Origin of the sequence: Aneurinibacillus aneurinilyticus ATCC 12856, assembly GCF_000466385.1 — a bacterium.
GTDB lineage: Bacteria > Bacillota > Bacilli > Aneurinibacillales > Aneurinibacillaceae > Aneurinibacillus > Aneurinibacillus aneurinilyticus.
Window position 1 is genome coordinate 1 of the sequence record NZ_KE952653.1, and the last position, 15,012, is coordinate 15,012.

General features: G+C 42.5%; 15 protein-coding genes and 2 pseudogenes. 3 read left to right on the plus strand and 14 right to left on the minus strand.

The features are described 5' to 3' along the window. Positions 1 to 145: 145 nt before the first annotated feature. Positions 146 to 1,003, plus strand: coding sequence for a YitT family protein (locus HMPREF0083_RS00525; RefSeq protein WP_021618928.1), 858 nt, complete (start codon positions 146 to 148; stop codon positions 1,001 to 1,003). Positions 1,004 to 1,305: 302 nt separating this feature from the next. On the opposite strand, the gene ptsP is transcribed toward HMPREF0083_RS00525, so the two are convergent. From ptsP to HMPREF0083_RS00545, 4 genes are all read right to left on the minus strand, one after another. Beyond that, on the minus strand, positions 1,306 to 3,024 hold the full coding sequence (gene ptsP / locus HMPREF0083_RS00530; protein WP_021618930.1) for a phosphoenolpyruvate--protein phosphotransferase: 1,719 nt from the start codon (positions 3,022 to 3,024) through the stop codon (positions 1,306 to 1,308). After that, on the minus strand, positions 3,024 to 3,290 hold the full coding sequence (locus HMPREF0083_RS00535; protein WP_021618931.1) for a phosphocarrier protein HPr: 267 nt from the start codon (positions 3,288 to 3,290) through the stop codon (positions 3,024 to 3,026). Before HMPREF0083_RS00535 ends, ptsP begins: the two co-directional genes overlap by 1 nt. A 41-nt stretch (positions 3,291 to 3,331) precedes the next feature. Next, the gene (locus HMPREF0083_RS00540) at positions 3,332 to 5,248 is read right to left on the minus strand and encodes a PTS fructose transporter subunit IIABC (protein ID WP_040301003.1); all 1,917 of its coding nucleotides are present in this window, start codon (positions 5,246 to 5,248) and stop codon (positions 3,332 to 3,334) included. Positions 5,249 to 5,381: 133 nt separating this feature from the next. Then, entirely contained in the window at positions 5,382 to 6,767 is a 1,386-nt protein-coding gene (locus tag HMPREF0083_RS00545) for an eIF2A family protein (protein ID WP_040301004.1), read from the minus strand. Positions 6,768 to 6,948: 181 nt separating this feature from the next. Between HMPREF0083_RS00545 and liaG the strand changes: the two genes are divergently transcribed. Next, a complete protein-coding gene (gene liaG, locus HMPREF0083_RS00550) occupies positions 6,949 to 7,827 on the plus strand; it encodes a LiaG family protein (RefSeq protein WP_040301005.1) in 879 nt (292 codons plus the stop codon). Positions 7,828 to 7,893: 66 nt separating this feature from the next. Here liaG and gerQ read toward each other — a convergent pair whose 3' ends face one another. The 4 genes and pseudogenes from gerQ to HMPREF0083_RS00570 all read right to left on the minus strand — a co-directional run bounded on the left by gerQ (position 7,894) and on the right by HMPREF0083_RS00570 (position 10,024). After that, positions 7,894 to 8,340, minus strand: coding sequence for a spore coat protein GerQ (gene gerQ, locus HMPREF0083_RS00555; protein WP_051354487.1), 447 nt, complete (start codon positions 8,338 to 8,340; stop codon positions 7,894 to 7,896). Positions 8,341 to 8,351: 11 nt separating this feature from the next. Next, positions 8,352 to 8,659 (minus strand): annotated as a pseudogene (locus HMPREF0083_RS00560) (cell wall hydrolase). A gap of 347 nt (positions 8,660 to 9,006) precedes the next feature. Continuing rightward, positions 9,007 to 9,465, minus strand: coding sequence for a redoxin domain-containing protein (locus HMPREF0083_RS00565; protein ID WP_021618938.1), 459 nt, complete (start codon positions 9,463 to 9,465; stop codon positions 9,007 to 9,009). A gap of 19 nt (positions 9,466 to 9,484) precedes the next feature. Continuing rightward, entirely contained in the window at positions 9,485 to 10,024 is a 540-nt protein-coding gene (locus HMPREF0083_RS00570) for a peroxiredoxin (RefSeq protein WP_021618939.1), read from the minus strand. Between the two features lie 449 nt (positions 10,025 to 10,473). Between HMPREF0083_RS00570 and HMPREF0083_RS29190 the strand changes: the two are divergent. Continuing rightward, a pseudogene (locus tag HMPREF0083_RS29190) lies at positions 10,474 to 10,671 on the plus strand (molybdopterin-dependent oxidoreductase); the annotation flags it as partial. Positions 10,672 to 10,989: 318 nt separating this feature from the next. Here HMPREF0083_RS29190 and HMPREF0083_RS00575 read toward each other — a convergent pair. The 6 genes from HMPREF0083_RS00575 to HMPREF0083_RS27735 all read right to left on the minus strand — a co-directional run bounded on the left by HMPREF0083_RS00575 (position 10,990) and on the right by HMPREF0083_RS27735 (position 14,865). Next, positions 10,990 to 11,304 (minus strand): hypothetical protein, encoded by a 315-nt coding sequence (locus HMPREF0083_RS00575; RefSeq protein ID WP_021618941.1) that lies wholly within the window; start codon positions 11,302 to 11,304, stop codon positions 10,990 to 10,992. 180 nt (positions 11,305 to 11,484) lie between these two features. Next, positions 11,485 to 12,003 carry a YfiT family bacillithiol transferase gene (locus HMPREF0083_RS00580; protein ID WP_021618942.1) on the minus strand — a complete coding sequence of 173 codons (519 nt, stop codon included), beginning with the start codon at positions 12,001 to 12,003 and terminating at the stop codon, positions 11,485 to 11,487. 326 nt (positions 12,004 to 12,329) lie between these two features. After that, the gene (locus tag HMPREF0083_RS00585; protein WP_245191297.1) at positions 12,330 to 12,920 is read right to left on the minus strand and encodes an SMI1/KNR4 family protein; all 591 of its coding nucleotides are present in this window, start codon (positions 12,918 to 12,920) and stop codon (positions 12,330 to 12,332) included. A gap of 319 nt (positions 12,921 to 13,239) precedes the next feature. Beyond that, positions 13,240 to 13,773: a hypothetical protein gene (locus tag HMPREF0083_RS00590; protein ID WP_021618944.1), complete on the minus strand. Its 534-nt coding sequence runs from the start codon at positions 13,771 to 13,773 to the stop codon at positions 13,240 to 13,242. 496 nt (positions 13,774 to 14,269) lie between these two features. Beyond that, positions 14,270 to 14,488 carry a hypothetical protein gene (locus HMPREF0083_RS00600; protein WP_021618947.1) on the minus strand — a complete coding sequence of 73 codons (219 nt, stop codon included), beginning with the start codon at positions 14,486 to 14,488 and terminating at the stop codon, positions 14,270 to 14,272. Between the two features lie 155 nt (positions 14,489 to 14,643). Further along, positions 14,644 to 14,865 (minus strand): hypothetical protein, encoded by a 222-nt coding sequence (locus HMPREF0083_RS27735; protein WP_021618949.1) that lies wholly within the window; start codon positions 14,863 to 14,865, stop codon positions 14,644 to 14,646. Positions 14,866 to 15,012 lie beyond the last annotated feature (147 nt).

Here is a 15,012-nt window from a genome sequence, read left to right on the forward strand (position 1 = left end):
GGTGTTATTCAATAGTTAGGTTGGGTGATTTGTCGGTCAATTAAGATGGCTAAAGCCATCCCTTGACCGACCTCGCTCCTTAAAAGGGTGGGTTTTCTCGCTCGGAAAAGCTATAATTTATGAAGAGATAGAAAGGGGAGCTACGATGAAAAAATATATTGTAGATATTGTTCTTATCATTATTGGATCATTTATTTTTTCAGCAGGCATTAATTACTTCGCAATTCCACATGAACTGGGCGAAGGTGGCGTAACAGGGATTACCATGGATTTGTATTACCTTTTTCAATGGTCTCCAGGTGTCACCAATCTTATATTGAATGCAATCCTTTTGGTCATTGGCTATAAGCTGCTAGATAAGTGGGTAACTTACTATACGATTATCTCCATAGCATGTACCTCGTTTTTCTTGCATGTAACGGAAGGAATGGGGGCTGCTTTAGGAGAGACAATACTTGGAACCATTTTTGCTGGAGTATTTATTGGAGTTGGCGTAGGATTAATTTTGCGTACAGGCGGAACAACCGGCGGCTCAGCTATTTTAGCAAGGCTTACCAACAAGTATTTTGGTTGGAGTATTAGCTATTCTTTGCTGCTTTTTGACTCACTGGTTGTATTCGGATCTTATTTTATTATTGGCGCTGAAAAAGTTATGTATACGATCGTTTCCCTGTATATTGCCACCAAAATAATCGATTACATTATTGAAGGACTGAATTCAAGAAAAGCTGTCACGATTATTTCCCAGTATGCAGATCAGATTGCAACACAGGTAAATGAAAAGATGAATCGGGGAGTTACCATTTTTTCTGCTCGCGGAAATTACACGAAAGAAGCAAAAGAAGTTTTATATATAGTGATTAACAAGCAAGAGTTACTCGGATTAAAGAAACTTGTTCACAAGATAGATGATGAGGCATTTGTTGTTATACATGATGCACGGGATGTATTTGGAAAAGGATTTACTTTTCCGAGCACACAGGAAGCATCGAAAGCCAATTAATGCGCACTCTTTCCATCCATGCACAGGTTGTTATGAACGTATAAGCTTTTTAAGGAAGAGGCGGTTGGAGATGCCCGTCATTTCGGCTATTTTGGCTGATTGGCCGCATCTTCCAACTTCTTATTCCTCTCCTTTCTTATTCCCAGCTGCCAAAGAAAACCTTTCGTCAAAACATTCATCTCTTGACTGCCCTTATTATGCTTGCCTTTCTCTTTCATGTTCATTTATATGGAAGGATTCTCTTCTTTCGCATAAAATTCACTTTATCTTTTTGTTAAAAAAGCGGTATAATTTTGTCATTTCTATGGAATGAGCCATTGTTTGACATAACGGACTGCCTCTTCTCCTGTGCTCATCGTCATTGCCTTTCGTGCATGAGCCTCCAATTCTTCCCTGGATAGCTTTTTCATCATGTTCCTCGCCTGAAGGATGGAAGAAGCGCTCATGCTGAATTCATCAAGCCCGAGTCCGAGCAATAGTGGAATAGCTACTGGATCGCCTGCCATTTCTCCGCACATACCCGCCCATTTCCCTTCTTTATGTGCCGCCTGAATTACCATGTCGATAAGGCGAAGAAGCGCCGGATGGTATGGCTGATACAAATAGGACACCTTCTCATTCATCCGATCTGCCGCCATCGTATATTGAATCAAATCGTTCGTACCAATGCTGAAAAAATCGACTTCTTTGGCAAACACATCAGCAAGAAGAGCGATGGCGGGTACTTCTACCATAATACCGATTTCAATCCTTCCAGCAACGGATATGCCTTCTGCTATAAGCTTCGCCTTCTCCTCCTCTACAATTTGCTTCGCTTGTCTGAATTCTTCAAGTGTAGCTATCATCGGAAACATAATTTTCAAATTCCCAAACATACTAGCCCTGAGCAATGCGCGTAACTGGACACGGAACATATCCTGCATTTCCAGGCACAAACGAATCGCACGAAAGCCTAAAAACGGATTAAGTTCTTTCGGCATATTCAAGTATGGCAGCTCTTTATCCCCGCCGATGTCAAGTGTACGAATCACAACTGGCTTGCCATCCATTTTTTCAAGCACTGTTTTATAAGCGTTATATTGTTCCTCTTCGGAAGGTAATTGTGTGCGACCCATATACAAAAATTCGGTTCGGTATAATCCGATGCCTTCCGCACCGTTTTTTAGTACACTTTCTATATCCTCCGGGGTACCGATGTTAGCAGCCAACTCTATCCGGACTCCGTCGGCAGTTACGGTCTTCTCGTTCACCAGCTTGGCCCATGTTGCTCGCTGCGCTTCATATTGCGCCTGCTTTTTTCTGTACGCTTCCAGCTCTTCATCCGTCGGATTAATAATAACATTGCCGTCCAAACCATCAACGACAATCCACATATTTGGCTCGACGGCTTCGGTTACCTGTTTCGTTCCTACGACAGCCGGGATTTCTAATGAACGAGCCATGATTGCAGAGTGCGATGTACGACCACCGATGTCTGTTGCAAAGCCTTTGACATAACGAGTATCCATCTGCGCTGTATCGGATGGAGTTACATCTTCCGCTACAATGATAACCTCTTCGGAAATCGCCTGTAAATCAGCAAGCTTCACTCCAAGCAGATGAGCCAGCAAACGTTGGGTTACATCACGAATATCTGCCGCACGTTCTTTCATGTATTCGTTGTCCAATTGCTCAAACATGCCAATATACATATTGGCAACTTCGCGCACAGCAAACTCTACATTTATGTTCTCCTCACGAATTTTATTCTGGATAGGACCAATGAATTCAGGGTCCTGCAATACAAGCAAGTGAGCAGCAAAGATGGCTGCCTTATCCTCGCCAAGTTTCGCCTGTGCACGCTGTTTAACAGATTCCAGTTCCTGCTTCGCTTCTTCTAAAGCCGCCGCCAAACGTACCATTTCACGTTTAGCCGAACCGATCGTTTTCCTTTCGATATGAAAATCTGGGCTTTTTAAAAGAAAGGCTCTCGCAATCGCAATGCCTGCGGAAGCAGCAATCCCTTCCACTATGCGTGCCATTACGCTCCCAGCCCTTCGTTTTGCATAACGCTTTCGATAGCAGCAATAGCTTCGGTTTCGTCTTCACCCTTCGCTGTAATGCGCACAATGCCACCCTTCGCAACTGCCAGTGACATGACGCCCATAATGGATTTCAAATTCACTTTTTTATTGTTATATTCCAGCTCAATCGTAGAAGCAAAACGGCTCGCAGCTTGTACAAGGGCTGTTACGGGACGCGCGTGCAGCCCTGATTCGTTTATGATTTCAAATGTTTTTTCTGTCATGATGTCATCTTCCTTCCTTCAAACTTTTTTGTATGTTTATCCTATGATTCCTGAATCGGTTTTTTCAGGAATCCAACCAGCAAAGCCGTCACAATAGCCCCACTGAGGATAGCAAGCAGGTATAGAAATGCGTTCCCCTGAACGACCGGAATAACGAAAACACCACCATGCGGAGCTGGTAATCCGATGCCAAATACCATAGCCAGCGCACCGGCAATCGCTGAACCAATGATAGCAGAAGGGAGTACGCGGGCTGGATCAGCAGCTGCAAACGGAATGGCTCCTTCTGTAATAAAAGAAAGGCCCATAACATAACAGGTCTTGCCTGCTTCCCGTTCTCCTTTAGTAAAGCGATTCCTGAAAAATGTAGTAGCCAAAGCCATACCAAGCGGCGGGACCATTCCCCCTGCCATAATGGCTGCATGGGGTGCATAGTTGCCTGCGTCTATCATAGCAATACCGAACGTAAATGCTGCTTTATTAATCGGCCCTCCCATGTCGACCGCCATCATACCACCAAGCAGAAGACCGAGCAATACTAAATTGCTTGTTCCCATTCCGGACAGCCATACTTTCAAGCCTTCGTTTATCGCTTTTACCGGATCGATAACTACATACATCATAATCACACCGGTCAGCAAAATCCCGAATAATGGATATAGCAGCACAGGCTTAATGCCTTCAAGCGATTGCGGCAGTCCTGCAAATGCTTTTTTCAATCCGACTACGAGGTAACCAGCCAAAAAGCCAGCAATTAATCCACCTAGAAAGCCAGCCTGACCAGTAGCTGCCATCAAGCCGCCTACAGCTCCCGGCGCAAAGCCCGGGCGATCCGCAATGCTCATCGCAATGAATGCTGCCAGCACCGGAATCATTAGACCGAACGCGTTGCCCCCGCCAATCGTCATTAAAGCTCCGGCAATCGGGTTATAGGACGGGTCCTTCAGATCAGCGGCATGAATACCAAACAAGAACGAAATAGCAATCAAAATCCCACCGCCTACGACGAAAGGCAGCATATTCGAGACACCGTTCATCAGATGTTTATAAAAACCTCGTCTTCCTTTTTGCCGTTCTCCCTCTTGTTTGGCACCATCTTGCCCATAATATACCGGAGCATCCTGCTTCCACGCCTTTTCCAGCAACTCCTTCGGCTTACGAATCCCTTCAGCGACCGGAACTTGAATCACATGTTTTCCTGCAAAGCGCTTCATCTCCACTTGCTTGTCCGCAGCAACAATAATAGCAACGGCATCTGCGATATCGCCTTCGGTTAGTTCATTTTTAGCACCGCCTGAACCATTTGTTTCAACTTTAAATGGAATGCCAAGCTCCTGGGCTTTTGCTTTCAATGCATCAGCCGCCATATACGTATGTGCAATTCCGGTTGGGCAAGCGGTTACAGCCAGCACTTTTCCCTGTACTGTTTTTGCCTCTGCTTTCGCTTCGGCCTGAGGTGATGTTATCTTCACATTCCGGGTGTTCGCTTCTTCTCCGGCCAGTTCCCGCTCTTTAGCATCAATAATACGTAAGACTTCTTCTTCTGTTTCCGCTTCGAGCAGCTTTTTACGCAATCCTTCATCCATTAACAACGAGGAAAGCCGGGCGAGCGTCTCCAGGTGTTCATTGTTGGCACCTTCGCTGGCGGCAATCATGAAGAATAAGTGGCTCGGCTGCCCATCAAGCGCCTCGTAATCAATTCCGTCTTTTGACCGACCAAAAGCGATGGCAGGCATCTTCACCGCCGCCGTTTTAGCATGTGGAATCGCAATCCCCTTGCCAATACCGGTTGTGCTTTGTGCTTCACGCGCAAGAATCGCTTCGCGGAACCGGACTAAATCATGCAGCTTCCCCGCCTCATCAAGCTTTCTGCTTAAGTCATCGATCGTCTCGCGCTTTGAGGCGGAAGATAAATGTAATATCATCGTATCCGCTCGCAAAAGCTCCGTAATTCTCATCTTTCTCACCTCCATCACAGATGCGTGACATGTAGCGGAACGCCCTCGGCCATATCCCTTTCTTGCAGGTAAGCAGCAATAAATCCCACAACAACCAAATCGCCGGCCCCTTCTTTGAACAATTAGCAACATGTTATTTTTTTTGATATACCGCAAAAGCAGGAGGAAGAAAATTTCCGTAATAACCGAAATCTTTATCCACTCCACGTATCCATTCTACAGGTTTTGAAGCGGAAAGCGATTGATAGTAAATGGAGCCAAATGCTTGTTTATCAAGCGACAGGCGTAAAAACATAAATCCGTTTCCATTTATTTGTGGTACAACGTTATAGTCACTGACAGTACTAGGGCCGGACGTAAGTCGTTTTGCGTTCCCGTGTTGTGGTTTCATCCAAATATGCCGATTTTTAAACACACTCCCATTATTTTTTTCAGCCAAAGGATCCGTAGCAGGCCCACGTGTAAATAACAGCGAGGATGATATGCCCGGCAACCATGCTGGATGCGTATCAACCTGCCCTTTTTGATCAGCATGCACGATTCGCTCTCCTGCTGTTACATCAAAAAGAGTGAGCCGCTTGTTGCTATTTCCGTCCCTGCCTTCTCCATCAATATATGCTAGTTTCGCACTATCCGGCGACCATGTAAACCATTCCGCATACTTTAGCCCGGTCCCAAGGGGTATTCTCCGTTTGTTTTGCATGTTTATCACTTCGATCGTATTGCTATCCGCTGATGTCGAACCGGAATTAGGATGAAGAAAATATGCCAAATAATGACCGTCAGGAGACCACTTCATACTGACAACGGAACGTTGATCCATCCCTTCAATCCCGGGAACCCCTTCTTTTTCGATGCTAAATAACAGGCTACTTTGCCCATCCAGTGTAACTCTCTCTACAATCATCGGACGTTTTTCTGATGCAGCATATGATACTGTCAGGTTGTTTCCATCTGGCTCCCATGTGAAATCCTCTAGATTTTCTTTAGCTGATAGCACCGTTTTTATGAGCGGCTTTTCCTTTTGCATGCGAGCGATAGTCAGAGACGTTCGATCCTCGCTTACCAATTCCATCTCTTTCTGCCCACGATATGATGTAAGATAGGCGAGCGTATCATTCGTCGGTGACCAGGCAGGAAGTTCAGAGCGATGCGCATTGATGATATTTACCCGCTTTTCAATAAGATAGGAACGGTGTTTCACGGGATTGGTTACCCATAGCTCCTTTATGTTTTCGAAGCTTTCCTGCTCTTCAAACGTATAAGCAAGCCATTCGCCGCTAGGAGACCAGCCAATAATTTGCACAAGACCGCTTTTGGTCAACTGAACAGGCTTGGCATCAGGTTGGTAACCATCGACAAACCACAGATGGTTATGATGAAGAAAAGCGATTTTAGCGGGAAATGCACCATTATGTACCCGAACCGGGTTTGATGCAGCAGCAAAGACAACAGGTACGGAAAAGCTTAATGACACAAGCAGAACAAAAAACAAAGCAACGCGAAAAAGCTTAAACATTATCCATCCCCCATATACTATAATTCCCATCTACAAAGTATTGACGTTAATCATTACAGCTAAGTTGCATCCGTCCCAAGACGTAGTAAAAATCATTCTCTGGCTCATTTCGGCGCCGACTGCGCTCCTGTATATTAACAATGATGGTACATTTATGCACACGTTAAGAGGAAGTGAAAAAATGAAGAAACTTATCGGCTTTTTATTTATTGTATTTGGAGTTTCGATGCTGCTGAGCATCCTTACAAGCAGCGTCCTGGGCGGCGCACTGTCCAAGGAAGGTCGTCAGGTTCGAACGGCTTCATTGGACAATATTGAAAACATGAACATCAATATGCCGAGCGCGGATGTTCGAATTATTCCTGAGGATCGGCAGGATGTCGAAGCCGTTTTGCAGGGACGCAATGTCGACAAGAACCAACTTTCCGTTAAGCAAAGCGGAAACACGCTGAAAGTCGGCCTGGAACAAGGAAAATTTCAATGGTTTACATTCTCTGACGATCTAACATTGGATTTGCATATTCCACAAGAATACAGCCGAAACATGATGATCAAGGCCGGCTCAGGCAACATTGAATTCGAGGGGGTAGATGAAAATAGAACTACCTTGGAAAAGTTGGAACTGGACATGAGCTCAGGCACGGCAACGCTGGACAATCTAGATGTAAAGCTTCTGAAGCATAAAGGCTCTTCGGGAAGCATACAGATAAAAAACGTTACAGCAGAAGCTACCGACATTGATATAAGCTCAGGGGATGTGGAACTGGACCATTATTCAGGCAGCTTACGTGCGAATCTATCATCTGGCGATTTGCGTGCAGAGTTCGAGGAGTTAACAGGTCCGGTGAAAATCGGGATGACATCAGGAAGCGTGTCGCTCCATATGCCGGAAAATGCTGACTTTGTTTTGCAGGGAAATACATCAAACGGGTCCATTCGCTGTGATCTTCCACTGCAAAACCGGAAAGAAAATGAAGGCACACACTTAAGCGGCTCCTACGGAAACGGAAGTCACCCTGTTCAAATTACTGCATCTAGCGGTGATATTACGATTGAGTAAGCAAACGAAAAAGCGGCATCGTTAAAAACGATGTCGCTTCAGTTTGCCCCGCAACTTTTCTCTTCGTTATCTTGATGGGTATGTGGCCATCTGACCGATTGGATAGCTGTATTCGATCGGCTCATTAAACGTTACATAATCCAAATACACCATTAGCAATAAGTATCTCTTTCCTGTCTCGGGATCGCTGAGAACAATATGATCGCGGCCTGCTGCCTCAATCACTCCGCGGAATACCTTGCTCTGGCTCCCGGCGCCATGTTCGAACGTCATATGCACATCCGCCATTTTCCCACGATTCAGCCGTAAAATATTTTCGATATAGGACTGCTCCAAAGGCAGCATTCCTGGACCACCTACAGGTGGAGTTGTAGGTTGCGCTGGAGTAGTAGGAAAAGCCGGAGTTGACGGACTGCTTGTGCCTGGCATCTGGGTTTGCGGATATCCCGGCCAGCTATAGCCGTATTGCGGATAGGTTTGCGCAGTTGCATTCGGATTATACATGTAAGACATTTTTATCCTCCTTAGTATACTTCGGGGCAATCTTCCGGATTTGGTTGAAAAAAGCAGTGAGACTTACAGGGGTCCACATCGGACTGATTGCACCATTATGCGAGACATTCTCCGGTTGACTTAAAAACAACAACAAGAGATTGGTTGGGTGAAATCTTTGGCCGTCAATTACCTTTTTTGCCAGACGAATTTTATTTGATCTTGCGCGCTGAGAGAAATATCCTTTCTGTATTGCCTCAAATTCGCCCGGCGTTTGATACATCATGTGTCGAACGTTTGTGATCGGGTTAAAATCCAGGCAATTGCCAACCATCAACATTCTCAAATCGTCTTCGTCTGTAGTACGTATGACCGCCACTTTTTCCACCTCCCCACTCTGTATTTATCATATTGAAAAAAGAAAAAATGGTGATTCGCCTACGAATAAAAATTATCACACAATAAAAAACGCAGGCTTTATTGTCGCGGGCGAAGGAACCACTGTTTCGTTTGGCAAAATCATGACCTCAGGCCCTACTCTATATACATCTGATTGGATAAAGCGACACATGTTTGTGGTGAGAAGTAAGAAAAGAAGGAAGGGGGTGGGTGGAAAAACAGAACTTACCGTTCACATTAAGAAAAGAAAAAAAGCTGCTGAACATACAGTCCAGCAGCTTTTCCCCTTTATTTTTGGGCAATGCCCAACAGCTCTTCAATTTTCGGTTTAACGTTCTTGAATCCTTTATCCCCGGCAGCCCGGTAGACAAGCTTACCCTCTTTGTCAAATAGGAAGAATGCAGGCACAAACTGATTCTCGAATGCATCAGTCATGGCATGCGTATTATCTACCGCCACTGGTTGCACAATGCTGTACTGCTCAATGTCTTTTTTAACTTTCCCGACATCAAGATCACTTTCCTGCTTCGGCATATGAATGCCGACAACTTTCAGACCATGATCTTTGTATGCGTGGACATAAGATACGACCTCATCCATTACTTCATGGCAGATATGGCATGATACTGCCCAGAAGTGAATAAGCACTGGGTGTCCCGCCAAATCTTCCGGCTTAAAGCCTTCGTCGTTGAACCATTCCGTTGCCCCGTCAAGCGAAGGCATCGGGGTTTTTAATCTCATTGGCATACGAATCGCCCTCCCATTTTTACAGCATTTTCATTCCCGGTTTCCAATTGGCCGGGCACAGACCTCCCGCTTGCAGTGCTTGCAGCACACGCAATGTTTCTTCCACGGAACGTCCTACATTATCATCTGTTACAACTTCATACTTCAGCTCGCCTTCCGGATCGATAATGAATAGACCGCGCTGTGCCACACCTTTCTCTTCTACTAGAATACCATAGTCACGTGCCACTTTGTGGGTCAAATCGGCTGCAAGCGGAAAATTAAGCTCTCCAAGTCCGTTCTCATCACGTGATGTATTAATCCAGGCACGATGTGTATACACAGAATCAGTGGACACGCCAAGAATCTCCGTATCAAGCTCAGCAAATTGTTCATAGGCGTCGCTTATTGCGGTAATCTCGGTCGGACATACGAATGTGAAATCCATTGGATAAAAGAACAGAATCAGCCATTTTCCACGGTAGTCTTCAAGCGATGCTTTGCTAAATTCTTTTCCGTTTCCAAGTACTGTATCCATCGTAAAATCTGGTGCTTTCTTTCCTACTAAACGTTCTGCCATACTGTAAATCCCTCCAGAAATAGTATTGGCTTTGCAGCCTTGGTCTTATGCTAACGAATAACGTTAACATCAGCTTAAATCACAATTTACCACATACTAACGCACCGGTTTCGGGTGTCGTCGCTGTATCATTCTTTCCCTGCGTTTTTCTCGCTTTAGCTCAATCAACTTCCTTGCCTCAATGCGGCAGCTTTTCATGTCGGACACCCCCTTCCCGGCCATTGTTACTTATTAATTTTCATCCCTTACATGTAATAATTATAATTTAATAACAAAAACAAGTCAATATTTATTATTAATGTTTAATTGTTACCGCGACTAATTTCCTCAAATACCGATTTATCCGTTTAAATTTATATAGCAAGGGTAAAATACCATTGAAATTCCTTATTTTTATAGCATTATAATTAGCAGATTCAATCTTTGTAAGGTGATTCGATGGATGAGATAACGAAGAAAATTATTTTTTTCAAAAGTTCACCCGCTCTATTATGCAAACCAATAGCATAGATAACTGCTCACGTTATTGTCAGTCGCCTGCCATCGCAGGATTAACGTGAACGGTCGAACATGGGGGAGATAGCGGAACGATTTACAATATTGCGGGAGCGGGCCTAGTCATTATCGTCGGTGCTAATCCAGCAGAATCCCCCCTGTACTCGCTTTGTAGAGATAATATCTTCAACTAAAGCACCCGTTAGCTTAACAATTATTTGGCTCATACCATGCAGGTTTTAAAGTTTCAAAATTTTTGTGCTCCTCCAGAACAACGTATAATGGGTTTATTATTTCTTCTAATTGTTCTGGTGCAAATCGTAAAAACCATACAACTGATGAAAAAATAACCATTCCAGAATAGATAGAATAAAGCATCCAAAAACCTTTGGGAACATTCTTATTAAAATATCCTATAATTTGTCCTATTGAAAATGGAACACTTAATTTCCTCTGAAATAAGGCTACTTTTACAAAATCATAAATAGGTATCTATAATGCTTTTCCATCGCTCGGTCATACCAATTATTAACTGTTGAAGGCACTTCATACGAATGCACCCTGGATACTTGTATTCCTGCTTCCATTCCAATTTTATATTGCTCTTCTTCTGTAAACGCTCGCATAATATCTTTTGCGTCTGCGCCATCTATAAAAGAATATATATTATAGCAGAACACACCTGTTGATTGTCCAGAGAGGAAAAGACCACCACAAAGGACACAAACAAGACCTTTCGTCTCCCTTCCCGAGCGGTTGCCCCGGTCAGGCGAAAGAGGAGGCAACTATCTCCCTCCTTATGTCTACCTAGATGTTTTGCGGTCCCGCCTGGCCGAGCTCTACGCTTCTGTGCGGGAGACGAACCGCCGCCCGTTTGGGGCACGGTGTGATGACGATCCGCTCTGGATTGTACTGGATAATCAACACCCTTGAAATCAGATATATAGTACGTCTATACAATAGCTTTACCAACCTAATCGCTCACGTAGGGATGTAATATGAGCGATATGATGCCGGCTATGCCATGCATAAATCCCTATATTTAGGCCAACTTTAATTTCACCTGAGTCTGGGTAAAAAAATGTCTTTTCAAGATCAGCAGGACTCAAACTCCGCAAAAGAGTAACCCATCTACTATGTAGTGATTCCAAAAGTAACAGCGAAACCTCTATTGGCATCTTGGAATCAGGTAGCTCTGCCCACTTCTCTTCCCTATACGGCTTAATTGTTGGATTATCCTCTGTTAAGGCTAACTTAAAGCGAACGTAGCTATTAATATGGCTATCTGCAAGATGATGAACCACTTGACGAACTGTCCATCCGCCAGGGCGATACGACGTATCCAGTTGCTCATCTCCCAAACCCGCTACCGACTCCCTTAAAAGAGCAGGGGCTCCCTCTATTTCTTTAATCCAACTTTCTATCAGACTAGATGTAAGATCACCATCATGATTAAATTTGCCAACCGGATAACGTAAGTCCATCTGTTCCTCTCTCCTTATATCAGATTATATAAATACATTTCGCTCTTGCTTCTTTCTTCTTACGGCCACGTTTTTTCGTTTCTTTAACCGATGGTTCCACTTCAACTAAATCTTTTAATGGATCCACTGAAATCCATCTTTTTTTAACCCTTCCTCTGTTCCTATATTAAGTTACACTTGATATTTTGGCATGATAACCTGGTTGGAAGGAGGAAATTCGGATACCCATTCGCAAACGTTGGTAATAGCTTCGTTCAGAGGTAGGTTCATCAAGTCTGATCTTAAGCAATTCTGATAGTTGTGTTTTTACACAGGCTGGCTTATTTTTATCGGCATTCATCATACCAATCATCTTCAAGATTTTGAATGGTATCTTGTAAAAGATCTGAAAATGTTGGAGCTATAAAATATACAAAATCAGGGTCATGTACATAAAAGATAACTTGCCCAACTGTACCATGTTCTGTCGGGTCAAAGTCTAACATTAGATACAATGACCCTCCTACAACCTGTGCAAAAGGAAACCAACGCTTGTTAAATAAATATGGCTTAATACGAGAATCAAGCTTACTAATTTCCTCATCGCTGTAATATTCACTCATTAAATTATCGCGATCGCAGAAAAATTTCTTAGTATCTCTAATATCATCAAAGGAAAGCAATGTAAATGGAATACAACTATCTTTATATGAAGTATACAAAAGATTAAGCGGATAACCGCTGCCATCCTTAAGTTTGTAAAACGCCTTAAAATCTGTTGGTAATGAAATGCTAAAATCTCTTTCAAAGTCGTCAATTTGTTTATCTGTTATTCCTGTTATCTTCTTGTACTCTTCAAAATACTCAATATCGTCATCAACAACTTTTTCAGCTAATAGACTCTCTATTTTTTTATGTAATTCACCTATTTGCGACACTTTACTTACCTCCAAATAACTTTATTATCTCTGCACAGTAGTGTTCAATGAAAATAAGTTTTAGGGCAGAATACCTTATGGTACAGAGAGGAGTCCCGGTTTCTAAATTACTAGCTATTTGAAAATTAGTTTTAGACTCCAAGTCAGATTGAAGCAATCCATGGATCTAAACTGAATAATAAACTGTAGTTGCCCAAAAACACTTACACAAATTTACAATTGAATAAAAAAGAGACATAACTGAGCCACTTTCTTACTGTTCATTCTTTTCTGCAAGCATTCACGAATACTTCGTCCACAACTATCTCTCCTTTTGATATTACCTAAGTTTTGCCTGAATGTGCTTGCAAAATTCCAGAAATGAAGGTGCTACAACAATTGCATCATCAGGGTCGTAACTTTCTTCGTAATCCATATATTTAATTTCCCCTGTTTGGATATCAATCCAAAAATCATTATCCGCATGATTATCAGCAAAAGGGATATGAAATAGAACAAAGTTCTCAAAATCCTCAGAGTAGTCTATCCTCCTATCTTTTGCTTTTTCAATAGACATTGTGTAATAAGAATCATCCTCATCTTCGATTAACGGAATATGAAAGAAACTCCCAATCTCTATTGAGAAATACTCCTTGTTCGATATTTCATAAAAATTATCAGGGTAAATATATGCCCCTTTAGTAAACACCCCTCCATTTTTAGCAAGGTAAAACCTTATAAAATCTTTTTTTCCTGGAAACTCATCAGATACAATTTCATTTATTTTGGAAACTGATATCTCCTTCCAGGAATTCTCGAATAAAATATCGTTATTCAGAAATTCATTAGTGTTACATTTAGAATTGTTGTTCATTTAAGTTCCACATCCTACTTTTCCTTTTCATTTATTACTTCTTTTAGTTGCTTCCGCAACAGCTTCATAGGAACCGTATTTAAAAACCTGTATCTTTTTTAAAGCCATCAGTGCCGCCGATATGTGGGTGTTTATGATATTTGTCTTAGGGTCGTAATCTATATGATGGGCTCGATAATTTCTGCCTGGATCATTCATTCCAGCTTTTTTCGCAAGTGCGGCTCTATCATCAAAATACGATCCTGTTACATCTACAGTAAAGATACCGTGTGGATTACTTTGGCTTATAGCTTCGGGGTGTATTCAAAAAGTTGAATTCTTGTCTAACCTTTTACATTACTTCCAAAAGCAAGATTTTTGCAAATCCTGAAAGCTGATTTCTTTATACATTGTTTGTATCCCTCTCATCATATTCAGTGTACGTTCTACCTTATCTTCCCCAACATAAGGAGCTTCGATTTGAAAGATTTCATATTTTCCTAAAGATTTATTTACTCTAAACAACTTCTTGAGCATTAAGAATTTCTATATAATATGATAAAATCACATCAAACTTCTCATCACCAGACATGTTATTACAATATCTTTTTAGTATGTCATAAGATTCATCATATACACTGTTTTCAAATATAGTAGTCTCCGTAATAAAACGATAAACTATTTCATATATATTATGTCCTTCTAGCTGACTACTAAGCCTTTTCCTTATTTCCATAATAAACTCCTCTTCAGTAGAATATCACGCCTGTTGATTATCCATAAGGTGGAAGAAAGAAGGTGCACGCGTCGGCGTGTTCCCTCGTCTTTCTCACGAGGAAGAGACACGGCCGCTTTGTGGAGCTAAGACCGGACCGGCAAAACATCTGTGTATTACGGAGCAAGAAAAAGTTGCTGGTCGATTTCGTCCTTGGCTCCACACAGAAACAAAAGGGACGCACGCCGTACGCGGCATTCTTTTCTATCAACTTTTTCACCAGTACCTTCCAATTGAACTATCGGCCATTTTTTTTCAATACATCCTGTTGCACCCCAAAAGCGAATATACATTTTATTTTTCACTTTAATTTCAATCTCTGTTGCTTGACTAATCAATTCAACATGGTCCGTAAGTAACTCAATATTTTCGAATTTCCGAAGCTCCCCTATTTGCTCAATTGTAGCAGGAGGCCCGCTACTTCAAAAAGAATCTTGAATTCTACATCCTGCTTCTTGTGCCAACTTCTTAATTTCATCAATGTC

Bases quoted from the DNA above. Each gene is read 5' to 3' on its own strand.
- HMPREF0083_RS00525 (WP_021618928.1), top strand. From the start codon at position 146: ATGAAAAAATATATTGTAGATATTGTTCTTATCATTATTGGATCATTT.
- ptsP (WP_021618930.1), bottom strand. From the start codon at position 3,024: ATGGCACGCATAGTGGAAGGGATTGCTGCTTCCGCAGGCATTGCGATT.
- HMPREF0083_RS00535 (WP_021618931.1), bottom strand. From the start codon at position 3,290: ATGACAGAAAAAACATTTGAAATCATAAACGAATCAGGGCTGCACGCG.
- HMPREF0083_RS00540 (WP_040301003.1), bottom strand. From the start codon at position 5,248: ATGAGAATTACGGAGCTTTTGCGAGCGGATACGATGATATTACATTTA.
- HMPREF0083_RS00545 (WP_040301004.1), bottom strand. From the start codon at position 6,767: ATGTTTAAGCTTTTTCGCGTTGCTTTGTTTTTTGTTCTGCTTGTGTCA.
- liaG (WP_040301005.1), top strand. From the start codon at position 6,949: ATGAAGAAACTTATCGGCTTTTTATTTATTGTATTTGGAGTTTCGATG.
- gerQ (WP_051354487.1), bottom strand. From the start codon at position 8,340: ATGTCTTACATGTATAATCCGAATGCAACTGCGCAAACCTATCCGCAA.
- HMPREF0083_RS00565 (WP_021618938.1), bottom strand. From the start codon at position 9,465: ATGCCAATGAGATTAAAAACCCCGATGCCTTCGCTTGACGGGGCAACG.
- HMPREF0083_RS00570 (WP_021618939.1), bottom strand. From the start codon at position 10,024: ATGGCAGAACGTTTAGTAGGAAAGAAAGCACCAGATTTTACGATGGAT.
- HMPREF0083_RS00580 (WP_021618942.1), bottom strand. From the start codon at position 12,003: ATGGACTTACGTTATCCGGTTGGCAAATTTAATCATGATGGTGATCTT.
- HMPREF0083_RS00590 (WP_021618944.1), bottom strand. From the start codon at position 13,773: ATGAACAACAATTCTAAATGTAACACTAATGAATTTCTGAATAACGAT.
- HMPREF0083_RS00600 (WP_021618947.1), bottom strand. From the start codon at position 14,488: ATGGAAATAAGGAAAAGGCTTAGTAGTCAGCTAGAAGGACATAATATA.